A 12,117-nucleotide genomic window follows, 5' to 3' on the forward strand; every position below is an offset into this window, starting at 1 on the left:
TTTGTTGAACGGATGGTTTCGGCCCGATCCCGAGGCGGCTTCACGCCGCCCCGGATGGATATTTTCGGCGGTGCCGACCCGCAGCGCGGGCCGCGGATCAGGCCTTACTTCGCGCGCTTGGCCGCAAGCGCGGCCTGGGCCGCCGCGAGACGGGCGATCGGCACGCGGTAGGGCGAGCACGACACGTAGTCGAGGCCGACCTCCTGGCAGAAGCCGATCGAGGACGGGTCGCCGCCATGCTCGCCGCAGATGCCGAGCTTGATGTCGGGCCGGACCGCCCGGCCCCGCTCCACGCCGATGCGCACGAGCTCGCCGACGCCTTCCTGATCGATCGTGATGAACGGATCGGCGGCCAGGATGCCCTTCTGGGTGTAGGCGCCGAGGAAGGTCGCGGCGTCATCCCGCGAGATGCCGAGCGCGGTCTGCGTCAGGTCGTTGGTACCGAAGGAGAAGAACTCGGCGGTCTCGGCGATGTCGCCGGCCCGCAGGGCGGCGCGCGGCAACTCGATCATCGTGCCCACCTGGTAATCGACCGTGCCTCCGGTTTCGGCAGCGACAGCCTTCGCCATGGCATCGATGCGCGCCTTGACGATGTCGAACTCCATCTTGGTGAAGACCAGCGGCACCATGATCTCCGACGTGACCGGGGCGCCGGTCTCCTTGGCGGCCTGGACGGCCGCTTCGAAGATGGCGCGGGCCTGCATCTCGGCGATCTCCGGGAAGGCGATGGCGAGGCGGCAGCCCCGGAAGCCCAGCATCGGGTTGAATTCGTGCAGCTCCGTCATCCGGCGGCGCAGCTTGTCCTCCGAGACGCCGGTGCTCTTGGCGACGTCCTGCACCTCGGCATCCGTGTGCGGCAGGAATTCGTGCAGCGGCGGATCGAGCAGGCGGATCGTGACGGGCAGGCCCGACATGATGGTGAACAGCTCGACGAAGTCCTGGCGCTGGTAGGGCAGGATCTTGGCGAGCGCGGAGCGGCGGCCCTCGACGTCGTCGGCGAGGATCATCTCGCGCACCGCGACGATGCGGTCGCCCTCGAAGAACATGTGCTCGGTGCGGCAGAGACCGATGCCCTCGGCGCCGAAATTGCGGGCGGCGCGCGCATCGGTGGGCGTGTCGGCGTTGGTGCGGACCTTCATGGTGCGCACCTTGTCGGCCCAGCCCATCAGGGTGGCGAACTCGCCCGACAACGACGGCTCCAGCATCGCCACCTCGCCGAGCAGGACCTGGCCGGTCGAGCCGTCGATGGTGATCTTGTCGCCGGCCTTCAGGACGGTGCCGGCGACCGAGAGCGTGCCGGCCTTGTAGTCGACGCGGATCGAGCCGACGCCGGAGACGCAGGGCTTGCCCATGCCGCGCGCCACCACCGCCGCGTGGCTGGTCATGCCGCCACGGGTGGTCAGGATGCCCTCGGAGGCGTGCATGCCGTGGATGTCCTCCGGCGAGGTCTCCACGCGCACGAGGATACATTTACGCTCGGCCTTGCGGGCGGCCTCCGCGTCCTCCGAATTGAAGACGATCTCACCCGTGGCGGCGCCCGGCGAAGCGGGCAGGCCGGAGGCGATGACCTTGCGCTCGGCCTTGGGGTCGATGGTCGGATGCAGGAGCTGGTCGAGCGCCGCCGGCTCGACGCGGTCGATGGCCTCCTCCTCGGTGATCAGGCCTTCCGCCGCGAGGTCCACGGCGATGCGCAGGGCCGCCTTGGCGGTGCGCTTGCCGTTGCGGGTCTGGAGCATCCAGAGCTTCCCGCTCTCGATGGTGAACTCCATGTCCTGCATGTCGCGGTAATGGTTCTCGAGCAGGCCGTAGATCCGCACCAGCTCGGCGTAGGAGTCCGGCATGGCCAGCTCCATGGACGGGCGGTCGGATTTCGCCTCGAGGCGAGCCTTCTCGGTGATGTCCTGCGGGGTGCGGATGCCCGCCACCACGTCCTCGCCCTGGGCGTTGATCAGGAACTCGCCGTAGAGGGCGCGCTCACCCGTCGAGGGGTTGCGGGTGAAGGCCACGCCGGTGGCCGAGGTGTCGCCCATGTTGCCGAACACCATGGCCTGGACGTTCACGGCCGTGCCCCAGCTCTCCGGGATGTTGTTCAGCTCGCGGTACTTCTTGGCGCGCGGGATCATCCAGGAATCGAACACCGCGCCGATCGCCCCCCAGAGCTGGTCCTCGGGTGCCTGCGGGAAATCCGAACCGTGCTCGGCCTTCACGATGGCCTTGTACTTGCCGACGAGGTGCTTCCAATCCTCGGCCCCGAGTTCGGTGTCGAGGCTGACGCCCTTGCCTTCCTTGTAGTGTTCCAGCGCCTCCTCGAAGGCGTGATGCTCCACGCCGAGGACGACATTGGAATACATGGTGATGAAGCGGCGGTAGGAATCGTAGGCGAAGCGCGGGTCGCCGGCGCCCGTCGCCAGGGCTTCCACGGTCACGTCGTTGAGGCCGAGGTTGAGCACCGTGTCCATCATGCCCGGCATCGAGGCGCGGGCACCCGAACGGACCGAGACGAGGAGCGGGTTCTCGGGGTCGCCGAAGCCACGGCCGGTCAGGGCGCCGACCGCGTCGAGCGCCGCCTGGACCTCCGCCTTCAGCTCGGCCGGGTACTGCTGGCCGTGATCGTAATAATAGGTGCAGACTTCCGTCGTGATGGTGAAGCCGGGGGGGACCGGAAGGCCGAGATTCGACATCTCCGCGAGGTTCGCGCCCTTGCCGCCCAGGAGATTGCGCATGGACGACTGGCCCTCGGCCTTGCCGTCACCGAAGGAGTAGACCCACTTGCCCATGTTCATCCGTCCGGTTGCAGGAGTGAAAAGCACCCCACGCCTAGCACGGCGGGTTGGACCATCTCCTGCTGCAACGCAAGATGAACGGGGCGAGCTGGCCGCAAGGCTGTAACGCTTTCGCGTCCGTGTAACCTCGGACGAGGGCTTCAGGAGACCGCGCGAAATACACCGAGGCCGATGAGGCCGACAAGGATCAGGTAGATCGCGACGATGAAGTTCAGCAGTCGCGGTACGATCAGGATCAGGACGCCCGCCGCGAGCGCGATGATCGGCTGCAGGCTCGAGATGGTGATTGTCATGGGCCCTCCCTGCCGGTCATGCCTGTGTGCCGCTCATGTCCCGTCGCGGCCGAGAGACGGTTGGGCCGACGACTTTCGTCAGACCCGGTACTTGCCGTTTCTCTTGACGAGGACGGTTGCCCCGACGGGAACGCGCTCATAGAGATCGACGATATCCTCGTTGAGCATGCGGACGCAGCCGGACGACATCTGTTCACCGATGCTCCAGGGCTCGTTCGTGCCGTGGATGCGGAACAGGATGTCGCGAGACCCTTGGTAGAGGTAGAGCGCACGGGCTCCCAGGGGATTGTCGACCCCGCCCTTGAGGGTGCGTGGCAGGTCGGGATTGAGGGAGACCATCGTCGTGGTCGGGCGCCAATCGGGCCATGTGCCCTTGCGGCCGACCCGTGCCTGTCCCTTCCAGGAGAACCCGAGCTTGCCGACACCGACGCCGTACTGCATGGCCGTGCCGTCGTCCTGAACCAGGGCGAGCTGCCGCGCATCGATATCGACCACGATGGTGCCCGGCTTCTCGGGGCCGGTGTAGCGGACGACTTGCCGCCGATATTTCGGATCGAGGCGCGAGGTGTCGACGAGCGGCACGTCGAAGGGCTTGTCCGGCATCGAACCGGTGTACCAGGCCGCTTCGTCGGCCTGCGCCAGGGTCTGGGGACCGCGCGACTGGCACGCGGCGAGAGGTGCGATCAGGATCAGGCCGAGGGCAAGGCGGCGGGACGGCATGGAGGGCTCCACGGTTCGACACGTCGGACGGACGGCTCTGTCCCCTGACTAGCCCCCCGGAGCCGCGCACGTTGTGTCTTTCCCGCCGCAGGGATGCCGCCATGTCGCGTCCGAATTGCGTCGAAGCCGATCGGCGATCCCGGGAGCGGGCGCATCGACCACGAACGGGCCGGGTGCGATCCGGCGCCATTGCGTCATGCGGAGACGGGACACATGATCCGCCCGTGTCCCGACGCCGCCGGGCAAGATCCAATCAAGATCCGACCGGGACCAGATCCGATATGGCCGATACCCAGACCCTGCCGATGGTGGACGCGGAATCGTCGCTCGCGAACCTGGCGCCCGCGGTCCATCTCGACCATTGCGTGATTCATGTGACGGATTGGGAGCGCTCCAACGCCTTCTACGGCGAGGTCCTGCAGGCGGAGATCATTCCGCGCGGAGCGGGCTTCGCCTATCGCTTCGGTGGCGTGCAACTGAACGTGCACGGCCCGGGCGTCACCGCCACGCCCCTGGCCGAACGCCCGGTCATGCCCGGCAACAGCGATCTCTGCTTCCGCTGGTCGGGTCCCATCGAGACGGCGGCCGCGCATCTGGCCGCGCATGGCATTCCGGTGGAACTCGGCCCTGTCCCGCGCAACGGCGCGGCTGGGCCGGGGCTGAGCCTCTATTTCCGCGATCCGGATGGTTCGCTGATGGAGTTCATCACCTACCCGGAGGCATGAGGCCTGCCCCGCCCGGCGTTCGCTCAGCCCTGACTCTGCGCGAGTTGCTGGTTCGTCTGCTCCAGGCGCAGCGCGAGTTCGCGCATCACCGCGATGGCGATCTGGGGAAACTGCGCGAGCAACTCGAGGAACACCGCCCTGTCGATCCGCAGGGCCGTGACGGGGGCCGAGGCCGCGACGGTCGCGGAGCGCGGCTGATCGGCGAGGATGCCCATCTCGCCCACGAGCGCGTTGGCGCCGAGGAGCGCCAGGCGGAACGGTCCCTGCGGACCGTCGATCGAGACCTCCGCGGAGCCATCGAGCAGGAGGTAGGCCGCGTCGGCCGCATCGCCCCGCGCGAACAATTGCTGGCCGGTCTCGAAATGCACCCGCTCGCTCGTGAAAGCCAGGAGCTTCAGGCGCGACGGCTCCACCCCGCGAAACAGCGGGACTTGGCGCAAGGACGAAACCTCGGTGTCGAGGGTCATGGGACGGGCTCCAATGGTGCGACGTCCCTCCGGGCACGGCACGACAGGGATGCATCCAATGCGGGCCGCCGCGCCTTTGTCCAGACCCCCGCCACGGATGGGCGTTGCCGTGGATGCGTCTTCGGCTGAGATCGGAGGCCGCCGGCAGCCTCACGGCGACGGATCGATCCACGCTCGAACGGTTAAGCTTAGATTAATGCACAATCGTGGGTGACCCCTTTGCTGGCCCTGGTGCGAGACGAGGAACCATCGATATTGGCAAAGGTTATCCTTCCAGTGAAAGCAATGCTGAGGAGGCGCTGATGGCATCAGGAAATTCCACCTCGAAGCGAGGTTTCGCGTCGATGGATCTCGAGCGGCAGCGAGAGATCGCGAGCAAGGGCGGACGCAGCGTTCCGGCCGAGAAGCGCTCGTTTTCCCAGGATCGTGAACTGGCCTCGAACGCGGGCCGCAAGGGCGGCCAGTCGAGCGGGACCGGTCGTCCCGGCGACGAATAAGGCTGACCGCGCGCGGCTCGAAGGGGCCGCGCGCTTCTTTTGCTACGGGATACCCACAACGAAAAACCCCGCTCAGTCCGAGCGGGGTTTTTCGTTGTGGGTCGGGTGAACGAGTGCGGCGATGTCGGCCGAGATCAGGTCATGCAGCGACCCGGCACCATACGACGCGCCTCGGGGCCAGCGAGTGAACTAATGGCCCGCTCACACCCCTCCTGAAGGGGCTTCCGCATGCGCGGGGCCTCCTTGTCGCTGGCGGTGCGGCCCGTCGTCGGGAGGGCGGGCATGGCACGCGGCGCGGCGTTCGGGATCGAAGCCACCTCCACCGCCCCTTTGTCCGAAGAGGGCAGCGCCGCTGCCGACGTCGAGGGCGCAACGATCATCTGGGTCGCCGGCGTCCACTGGTCTGCGGTCTGGCGGATGGTGGGATGAATCAACAGCGTCAAGATGGCGGCCGGTCCACTCACGCTGAGGAAGAAACCAGACCGTGACATCGCCGTGATCTCCCGTGGAGCTTGACAGGTTGTCACATCAACGCGGACCCGGAAAAACGGTTCCTTAACCATTCTGAACTGGATGTTACGAAGTTAAGGAGGTCGCGAAGATTGTCTCGGTTGCGTGCGGCGCACCACGGTGCGGTCCCAAAGTTGTTGCACGGATACATCGATTTTTGGAAAAGTGGCGCATCGGTGCGGATTTTGGAACCCTGTGGCGAAGCCGCTGTTGTCTATGCACCCGGCCGCCTGGTCCTCCCCCGCATTCCCCTTGTGCATAGGCCGGAACCTTCAAACGGGTCGGATTTCTCCGGCCCGTTTTTTTGTGCGTCGTCCGTGGAATTCGCGGAAGCAGAGAGCAAAGAAAAACCCCGGCCTGGACCGGGGTTTTGCTGCACCGAACGTGTGAGGTGCCCCGTCAGGCCGACTTGGCTTCGCGGCGACGCGCGCTCTGCTGGAAAAACAGCGCCTGACTGATGACCGCCGAGACATTGGCGGGCTGGAACGGCTTGGCGATGAGGAATGCCGGCTCCGGTCGCTCTCCGGTGAGGAAGCGCTCGGGATAGGCGGTGATGAAGATCACGGGAACTTCGAAGGTCTTCAGGAGGTCGTTCACGGCGTCGAGGCCGGAACTGCCGTCGGCGAGTTGGATATCCGCCAGGATCAAGCCGGGGCGCGTCCCACCGGAGGCGATCTTGATGGCTTCGGTGCGGGTGCGGGCCACCCCGATGACGTTGTGGCCGAGACCCTCCACCAGGGCCTCCAGATCCATCGCGATCAGCGGCTCGTCCTCGATGATGAGGATGTCCGTCGCCATGTCGGCGGCCAGCTCACGGCCGGCCTCGTCGACGAGATCGCGCACCTGACCCACATCGACGTCGAGGATGATCGCCGCGTCCTCCTCCGAGAAACCCTCGAGGCAGGAGAGCAGGAAAGCCTGGCGCGGCAGCGGCGTGATCTGGCCGAGGCGCACTTCGGCCGGCAGATCGTGCTGCACCTGCTCGCTCTGGCCGTTGACCGAGAGGGAATTCCAGATGCGCGTGAAGACGCGGAACAGGTCGGCCTTGACGTTGGAGCTCCGACCGAGCGTCTCGGGCTCGTTCACGAGCGTTTCCAGCGTGGCCGCCACGTAGGCGTCGCCAGCAACCTGGCTGCCGGTCAGCGCCCGCGCGTAACGGCGCAGGTACGGCAGATGCTGAACGACGAGTTGAGCTGTCGACATTATATCCCCTTGGCTTTGCCGTTCTCTCGGGCGCCTCCGCCACAACGCGGAATGCGGGGCTCCGTTCCGCCGGCTGGGAACCGATTGTTCACACCGGCGTTGCAGGTGCAGCCATGGCCTATGTGAAGCCGCAAAACAATCGCGGCGATGTCGCTTGTCGACATCCAAGGGGACTAAAGAATGGACGACTCCGAATCGGGCGTCGGCCCCTCGTCCGAGGGGCGCGCCGCGAAGACGCTCGATGGTGCGCCAGGCCAGGGCCTCAGCGATCATACGCAGAAGCGGATCGGACTGCACCTGCGGGCCATGTACGACACCATCGTGCAGCAGCCCGTGCCCGATCGCTTTCGGGACCTGATCGCCAAGCTCGATGCCTCCGCACCCAGCACTGATTCTTAAGGACAAGGACCCGATGAGCGACGGCTTGGCCGGGAAAGGCTTGGTCGGGATCCTTGGTCGGGATCGAAGCGCCCGCCCATGGCAAATAAAAAAGGACCGCTCTTTGCGAGGAGCGGTCCCTTTGCGCCTCTGCTTCCCGGCGCCCTATCGGGCGCCGGTCTGGTTTAGAGCGTGGGCGAGCGGCCGCGCATCAGGCCGATGACGGCCGAGATGGCGAAGAGCACGATCGCCACGAAGAACACGAGCTTGGCGGCTTCCATCGCCGTGCCGGCAATGCCACCGAAGCCGAGCAGTGCCGCAACCAGAGCGACGACCAGGAACGTAACGGCCCATCCGAGCATGTGACCACCCCTTCATCAAGTACGGTGCAGCATCGGCTGCGACCTCATGCCTGAATAACGACAAGTTACGGATACGGTTCCTGCGAGGGATACAGGATCGCCACGTTTTCAACACCTTGGGGCGCGGGCGTGCCTGCGCCAGAGCGCTCCGGACAGGGCAAGGGCGAGGCCGTACTGAACGAAGCCGTTCTCAGCCAGATCGAGGGGGGCGACGTTCAGCTGGAGCGCGAGCCGCGTCAGCCCGTTGAAGATGAGAATGCCCGCGCAGAACAGGGCCGCAGCGGCGAGACCGGTGATGAAGTCGGGCATGGTGACGTATCCGATGGACCCGGACCTCACCACGCAACCCTTGCGCCAAGCGGTTCCGGGCTTCAGGCCGCCGGCGGGCGCGTCGCCAGCATCGCCGGGCGAGCCGAGAAGACCTCGTACCAGGCGGCGAGCGCCGGGTGATTCGCGCGCCAGGTGATCTCCGGAAAGCGCAGGTCGAGATAGCCAAGCGCGCATCCCAGCGCGATGGTCCCGATATCGACGCGGTCTCCGAGACGGACCGCCGCTTCCTCGAAGCTCGCCAATCCGCTCACGATCTTGGCGGTCTGTCCGGCGATCCAGCCGTCGGAGCGCCCGGATTCCGGGCGGGCGGTCAACTCGTAGCGGATCAGCAGCGCCGCATCGAGCATCCCGTCGGCGGTCGACTGGTCACCCAGGGCGATCCAGCGCGCCGGGCCCGACGGGGGAAAGAGGCCACCGCCCGCGCGCGCATCGAGGTACTCGCAGATGACGCGGCTGTCGGCGATCGCATGCCCCTCGTCATCGATCAGGGTCGGCACCTGCGCCAGGGGGTGGCGCGCCAGGATCGTGCCGTCGCGCTTCACGGGGTGCGCCGCCGTGGGCAGGAGCTCGAGGGATTCCGTCAGGCCATGCTCGAAAGCGACGACCATGACCTTGCGGGCGAACGGCGAGAAATGGGAATGGAAGAGTTGCATCGGGATCGTTCCGGCTCGGTGACGAGGTTCATGCCGTGGATTACGGGCGGCGCGAACTCGCGGGTTTTCCCCGCGCTGCCGTTGGTGCCGGCGCGGGCTGTGTGGTGGCCGCGGGCGGGCTCGCGCGCGGGGTCTCGACGACGAGGCGCTTGACCGGCCAGCCATCGGCCCAGCGCTCCATGTCGCTGAAGCGCGCATTGCTCTTCAGGCTTCCCGCGTCGGTGCCCGCGAAGGCGGCGGCGGCCGCGAGGTCGAAGGTCTTCCAATAGGCGAGGTAATCCAGGCTGTCGGCCCGGGCATTGTTGATCTGCGACACCAGGGTGGTCTGCTCGCCCGTGAGCGCCATGTCGGGCGACCACTTGAAGGGCGGTGCCGGCTGCTTCGGGTCGCGCGGCGGCTCGGGTGGCAGCTTGATCGCAGTGCCGTCATAGGCGGGATCGACGGCCGCCGGCGAGGTCAGCGTCGCGGTCAGGGCCGGAAAACCATGATCGTCCGAGAGCGCGCGCAGGAAGAGCTTACGGTCGCTCGGGACACCGCTCGTCTCTCGCAGGAGGCGGCGCGCGGCGAGATCGGCGGCGCGTGCGTCACGGTCTCCGATCACCGTGATCACCAGGGTCTCCGGATTGATGCGCGACAGGTCGTGGAGCACGATGCCGCGCGCCCGTGCATCGCTGGCGATGCCGCCGGGCATCACCGCGAAGACGAGACGCGGGATCGGGAGGCCCTGTTCGGCGGCATCCGCCGCGATGTTGGCCGCGATGGGCGCGCCGGCCAGATGCCCGATGACGGCGACCCGCTTCGGATCCGGCTTCGCCTCCGGATCGCCGGCGAGTTCGGACAGGGCGGCCTTGAGCAGGCGCTCGGCGTTGGCGCTGGCATCCGCCGGCCGGGTTCGGTTCACGTCCTGGAACCGGGGAAAAACCACGAGAGCCCCCGTGCGTGCCAGATGGTCGATCCAGCCGCCATAGGCTTGCGGATTCGGGACACCCCAGGCGTGAAGGAAGACCACCACGGGCCGTCCTTCGGCCGGGGCCGGCGCGGCCGGATAGAAAACGAAGCTGCCGGCTCCCGCCTTGCCCAACCCACGCTTGGTGACGGCGACCGACTTGTCCCCCATTCCTCCGGGCCCGTCCTTGGGCTGAGGTGGGGGGGCGGCCGCCAGGACAGGTAGAACGGTCGCCAAAAGAGCGGCGAGGCCGATGCCGGCGCGCCTCAGGGTGGCATGGCCGGGGTGGACGTTCAGACGCATGACGAACCCGATTCACCGGTCGGCTCCCGCCAAGGGTTCGTCCCTCGGCACACGAACCCGATCACGGCGGAGATCATACGACAAACGTGCTGCATTGAGTGCGGTATTCCCGCCGCACCCGGGTGCCGGATTTCTGTTCTCAGCCGTTCGAACGGCTGCGCTGCTCATCGATCATCGCGGCGAGACGGAGCAGATCGCTCGGCTGGGCGGAATCCGTCACGTCCGCGTAGACGTCCCGCAGGTTGCCGCCGAGCGCCGACAACATTCGTTGATCCGACAGAACGGTGAGCGACGACCAGGGGTCGCTCGGCATTTGGGCGCACGCGGCGCTGACAGATTTCATTGCGGTCTCATGGGCCATCGCTCGGCCTCTCACTTGTGGAGACCGGTCAACGGGCCTGGAGCCACATGTTTCCATTAACGTATGATAAATCTTCAGGCACGCCGTGCCGGTGAGCCGATCACGTCCGGGCTCGCCTTCGCGCCATCGGGACGGCCGGCGGCTTCCTCCACCCAGGCGAGAATGTCCACGGCGCGCCAGGGTTTCGGGATGAAGGTCGCGGAGACCCTCAGATCGCTCGGCTGATCTCCGGCATCGCCGGAGGTAAGGAGCACGCGCACGCGCGGCCACGTCACACCGATGATGCGCGCGAGTTCGAAGCCACCGATGGGGCCCGGCGTCCGGACATCGGAAAACACGACGCTGACCTCGTCGGCGCGATCGTTGAGGATGGCGAGGGCACGCTCGGCCGTCTCGGCCTCGATCACCCGGAAGCCGGTTTCCTCGAGCAGTTCGGCCGCGAGGAAACGCTCGTCGGGCTCGTCCTCCACGACGAGGATCACGGGGCGTGAGTCCGAGGCAGTCACAGCACTCATGGGTCCGGAACGCTCTTCAGGCCAGAACGGCGGGCCGCTTGCATCGTTGCGCCATGAGTGAAGAAAAGTGTCAATGTGGCTGAAGGGACTATCGGGTGAGTCTCAGCCACACGACAGTCCCGTTGTGCTTTAGAGGTCACGCCTTCGGGAGAGATTTAGCCAACACCGTGTGCCTTCAGAAAGGATAACGCCCGCGCCCATCCGTCGTTGGCCTCTTTCGGGCGATAGCTCGGCCGGTAATCCGCGTGGAAGCCGTGTGGCGCGTCCGGGTAGACCACGAGCTCCACGGATTTGCCGGCGGCCTTCGCCTTGTCCCGGGCCGCTTCGACGGCCGCGACGGGGATGCCCGTATCGGCGCCGCCATACAGCGCGAGGATCGGTGCGTGGATCTCGGCGGCCACGTCCATCCCGGTGCGAGGTTGGATCTCGGTGCGATCCCCACCCACGGGACCGTACCAGGCGACGCCCGCCTTCAGGTCCTGGCGATGGGCGGCATAGAGCCAGACGGCGCGCCCGCCACGACACCAGCCCATGGTGCCGAGCCGGGCGGCGTCGCCCCGCGAGGCCGAGACGGCCCAGGACGCGGCGGCATCGAGATCGGCGATCCATTGAGCGTCGGGGGTCTTCGAGATGACGTCGCGGATGATGAGCTTGGCGTCCGTCATCGTCGAAAGGTCGCCCTGTCGCGCGTACAGTTCGGGCGCGACGGCGCAATAGCCGACCTTGGCGAGGCGGCGGCAGATGTCCTTGATATACGCGTGTACCCCGAAGATCTCCTCGATGACGAGGACGATGGGGAACGGCCCCGCGCCCTCCGGCATCGCGCGGTACCCCGGCATCGGGCCATCGGCGGTCGGAATCTTGACCTCGCCGGCCTCCAGACCCTCGGCATCCGTCTGGATGACCTGCGCTTCGACCGATGTCGTTGCCAGGGTCAGACCCGTCATCAGGCTCGTCATCACGAAGCCACGCCGCGAGAAGGGCGGCGTCAGAAGCCCGTCGAGTTGGCTGAAGGGATCGTTCTCATGGGGGTCCGACGCGTTCGACATGATGTCCCCGACAGGTCTGAGG

16 protein-coding genes are annotated in these 12,117 nt (G+C 66.8%); 4 read left to right on the forward strand and 12 right to left on the reverse strand.

Annotated features, from left to right (window positions below; translation table 11 throughout):
* Positions 1-104 precede the first annotated feature (104 nt).
* The 3 genes from ppdK to MKK54_RS23260 form a co-directional block, all read right to left on the reverse strand.
* Positions 105-2,777: a pyruvate, phosphate dikinase gene (ppdK, locus tag MKK54_RS23250; protein WP_244014789.1), complete on the reverse strand. Its 2,673-nt coding sequence runs from the start codon at positions 2,775-2,777 to the stop codon at positions 105-107.
* A gap of 146 nt (positions 2,778-2,923) precedes the next feature.
* A complete protein-coding gene (locus MKK54_RS23255) occupies positions 2,924-3,076 on the reverse strand; it encodes a DUF3096 domain-containing protein (RefSeq protein ID WP_244014791.1) in 153 nt (50 codons plus the stop codon).
* A gap of 78 nt (positions 3,077-3,154) precedes the next feature.
* Entirely contained in the window at positions 3,155-3,796 is a 642-nt protein-coding gene (locus MKK54_RS23260; RefSeq protein ID WP_244014793.1) for a L,D-transpeptidase, read from the reverse strand.
* Between the two features lie 281 nt (positions 3,797-4,077).
* On the opposite strand from MKK54_RS23260, the gene MKK54_RS23265 reads away from it, so the two are divergent.
* Positions 4,078-4,521 (forward strand): VOC family protein, encoded by a 444-nt coding sequence (locus MKK54_RS23265; RefSeq protein WP_244014796.1) that lies wholly within the window; start codon positions 4,078-4,080, stop codon positions 4,519-4,521.
* A 23-nt stretch (positions 4,522-4,544) separates the two neighbouring features.
* Here the strand turns inward: MKK54_RS23265 and MKK54_RS23270 are convergent, their stop codons facing one another.
* Positions 4,545-4,988, reverse strand: coding sequence for a cyclic nucleotide-binding domain-containing protein (locus tag MKK54_RS23270; RefSeq protein ID WP_244014797.1), 444 nt, complete (start codon positions 4,986-4,988; stop codon positions 4,545-4,547).
* A gap of 302 nt (positions 4,989-5,290) precedes the next feature.
* On the opposite strand from MKK54_RS23270, the gene MKK54_RS23275 reads away from it, so the two are divergent.
* Positions 5,291-5,485, forward strand: a complete 195-nt coding sequence (locus tag MKK54_RS23275) for a general stress protein (RefSeq protein WP_279597528.1) — start codon at positions 5,291-5,293, stop codon at positions 5,483-5,485.
* Between the two features lie 282 nt (positions 5,486-5,767).
* Positions 5,768-5,914, forward strand: coding sequence for a hypothetical protein (locus MKK54_RS23280; protein ID WP_244014801.1), 147 nt, complete (start codon positions 5,768-5,770; stop codon positions 5,912-5,914).
* A gap of 480 nt (positions 5,915-6,394) precedes the next feature.
* On the opposite strand, the gene MKK54_RS23285 is transcribed toward MKK54_RS23280, so the two are convergent.
* The gene (locus tag MKK54_RS23285) at positions 6,395-7,198 is read right to left on the reverse strand and encodes a response regulator (RefSeq protein WP_244014803.1); all 804 of its coding nucleotides are present in this window, start codon (positions 7,196-7,198) and stop codon (positions 6,395-6,397) included.
* 180 nt (positions 7,199-7,378) lie between these two features.
* Here MKK54_RS23285 and MKK54_RS23290 point away from each other — a divergent pair, with 180 nt between their 5' ends.
* Positions 7,379-7,597 (forward strand): NepR family anti-sigma factor, encoded by a 219-nt coding sequence (locus MKK54_RS23290; protein WP_244014805.1) that lies wholly within the window; start codon positions 7,379-7,381, stop codon positions 7,595-7,597.
* 164 nt (positions 7,598-7,761) lie between these two features.
* Here MKK54_RS23290 and MKK54_RS23295 read toward each other — a convergent pair whose 3' ends face one another.
* From MKK54_RS23295 to MKK54_RS23325, 7 genes are all read right to left on the reverse strand, one after another.
* A complete protein-coding gene (locus MKK54_RS23295; protein WP_003599466.1) occupies positions 7,762-7,938 on the reverse strand; it encodes a DUF1328 domain-containing protein in 177 nt (58 codons plus the stop codon).
* A 108-nt stretch (positions 7,939-8,046) separates the two neighbouring features.
* On the reverse strand, positions 8,047-8,247 hold the full coding sequence (locus tag MKK54_RS23300; protein ID WP_244014807.1) for a hypothetical protein: 201 nt from the start codon (positions 8,245-8,247) through the stop codon (positions 8,047-8,049).
* A gap of 62 nt (positions 8,248-8,309) precedes the next feature.
* Positions 8,310-8,921 carry a glutathione S-transferase family protein gene (locus MKK54_RS23305; protein ID WP_244014809.1) on the reverse strand — a complete coding sequence of 204 codons (612 nt, stop codon included), beginning with the start codon at positions 8,919-8,921 and terminating at the stop codon, positions 8,310-8,312.
* Between the two features lie 40 nt (positions 8,922-8,961).
* Positions 8,962-10,170: a chlorophyllase/cutinase-like alpha/beta fold protein gene (locus tag MKK54_RS23310; protein WP_244014811.1), complete on the reverse strand. Its 1,209-nt coding sequence runs from the start codon at positions 10,168-10,170 to the stop codon at positions 8,962-8,964.
* Positions 10,171-10,309: 139 nt separating this feature from the next.
* Complete coding sequence (locus tag MKK54_RS23315; protein ID WP_244014813.1) at positions 10,310-10,531, reverse strand: hypothetical protein; 222 nt, start codon at positions 10,529-10,531, stop codon at positions 10,310-10,312.
* A 74-nt stretch (positions 10,532-10,605) separates the two neighbouring features.
* Positions 10,606-11,046, reverse strand: coding sequence for a response regulator (locus tag MKK54_RS23320; RefSeq protein WP_244014815.1), 441 nt, complete (start codon positions 11,044-11,046; stop codon positions 10,606-10,608).
* Between the two features lie 155 nt (positions 11,047-11,201).
* Positions 11,202-12,095, reverse strand: coding sequence for a dienelactone hydrolase family protein (locus MKK54_RS23325; protein ID WP_244014817.1), 894 nt, complete (start codon positions 12,093-12,095; stop codon positions 11,202-11,204).
* Positions 12,096-12,117 lie beyond the last annotated feature (22 nt).

This window comes from Methylobacterium sp. J-068 (assembly GCF_022829445.1).
In the GTDB taxonomy this organism is placed as follows: Bacteria; Pseudomonadota; Alphaproteobacteria; order Rhizobiales; family Beijerinckiaceae; genus Methylobacterium.

Excerpts from the sequence above, each read along its gene's own strand:
- MKK54_RS23270 (WP_244014797.1), bottom strand. The coding sequence starts at position 4,988 with ATGACCCTCGACACCGAGGTTTCGTCCTTGCGCCAAGTCCCGCTGTTT.
- ppdK (WP_244014789.1), bottom strand. The coding sequence starts at position 2,777 with ATGGGCAAGTGGGTCTACTCCTTCGGTGACGGCAAGGCCGAGGGCCAG.
- MKK54_RS23265 (WP_244014796.1), top strand. The coding sequence starts at position 4,078 with ATGGCCGATACCCAGACCCTGCCGATGGTGGACGCGGAATCGTCGCTC.
- MKK54_RS23255 (WP_244014791.1), bottom strand. The coding sequence starts at position 3,076 with ATGACAATCACCATCTCGAGCCTGCAGCCGATCATCGCGCTCGCGGCG.
- MKK54_RS23310 (WP_244014811.1), bottom strand. The coding sequence starts at position 10,170 with ATGCGTCTGAACGTCCACCCCGGCCATGCCACCCTGAGGCGCGCCGGC.
- MKK54_RS23305 (WP_244014809.1), bottom strand. The coding sequence starts at position 8,921 with ATGCAACTCTTCCATTCCCATTTCTCGCCGTTCGCCCGCAAGGTCATG.
- MKK54_RS23325 (WP_244014817.1), bottom strand. The coding sequence starts at position 12,095 with ATGTCGAACGCGTCGGACCCCCATGAGAACGATCCCTTCAGCCAACTC.
- MKK54_RS23315 (WP_244014813.1), bottom strand. The coding sequence starts at position 10,531 with ATGGCCCATGAGACCGCAATGAAATCTGTCAGCGCCGCGTGCGCCCAA.
- MKK54_RS23295 (WP_003599466.1), bottom strand. The coding sequence starts at position 7,938 with ATGCTCGGATGGGCCGTTACGTTCCTGGTCGTCGCTCTGGTTGCGGCA.
- MKK54_RS23300 (WP_244014807.1), bottom strand. The coding sequence starts at position 8,247 with ATGCCCGACTTCATCACCGGTCTCGCCGCTGCGGCCCTGTTCTGCGCG.
- MKK54_RS23275 (WP_279597528.1), top strand. The coding sequence starts at position 5,291 with ATGGCATCAGGAAATTCCACCTCGAAGCGAGGTTTCGCGTCGATGGAT.
- MKK54_RS23290 (WP_244014805.1), top strand. The coding sequence starts at position 7,379 with ATGGACGACTCCGAATCGGGCGTCGGCCCCTCGTCCGAGGGGCGCGCC.
- MKK54_RS23280 (WP_244014801.1), top strand. The coding sequence starts at position 5,768 with ATGGCACGCGGCGCGGCGTTCGGGATCGAAGCCACCTCCACCGCCCCT.
- MKK54_RS23285 (WP_244014803.1), bottom strand. The coding sequence starts at position 7,198 with ATGTCGACAGCTCAACTCGTCGTTCAGCATCTGCCGTACCTGCGCCGT.
- MKK54_RS23320 (WP_244014815.1), bottom strand. The coding sequence starts at position 11,046 with ATGAGTGCTGTGACTGCCTCGGACTCACGCCCCGTGATCCTCGTCGTG.
- MKK54_RS23260 (WP_244014793.1), bottom strand. The coding sequence starts at position 3,796 with ATGCCGTCCCGCCGCCTTGCCCTCGGCCTGATCCTGATCGCACCTCTC.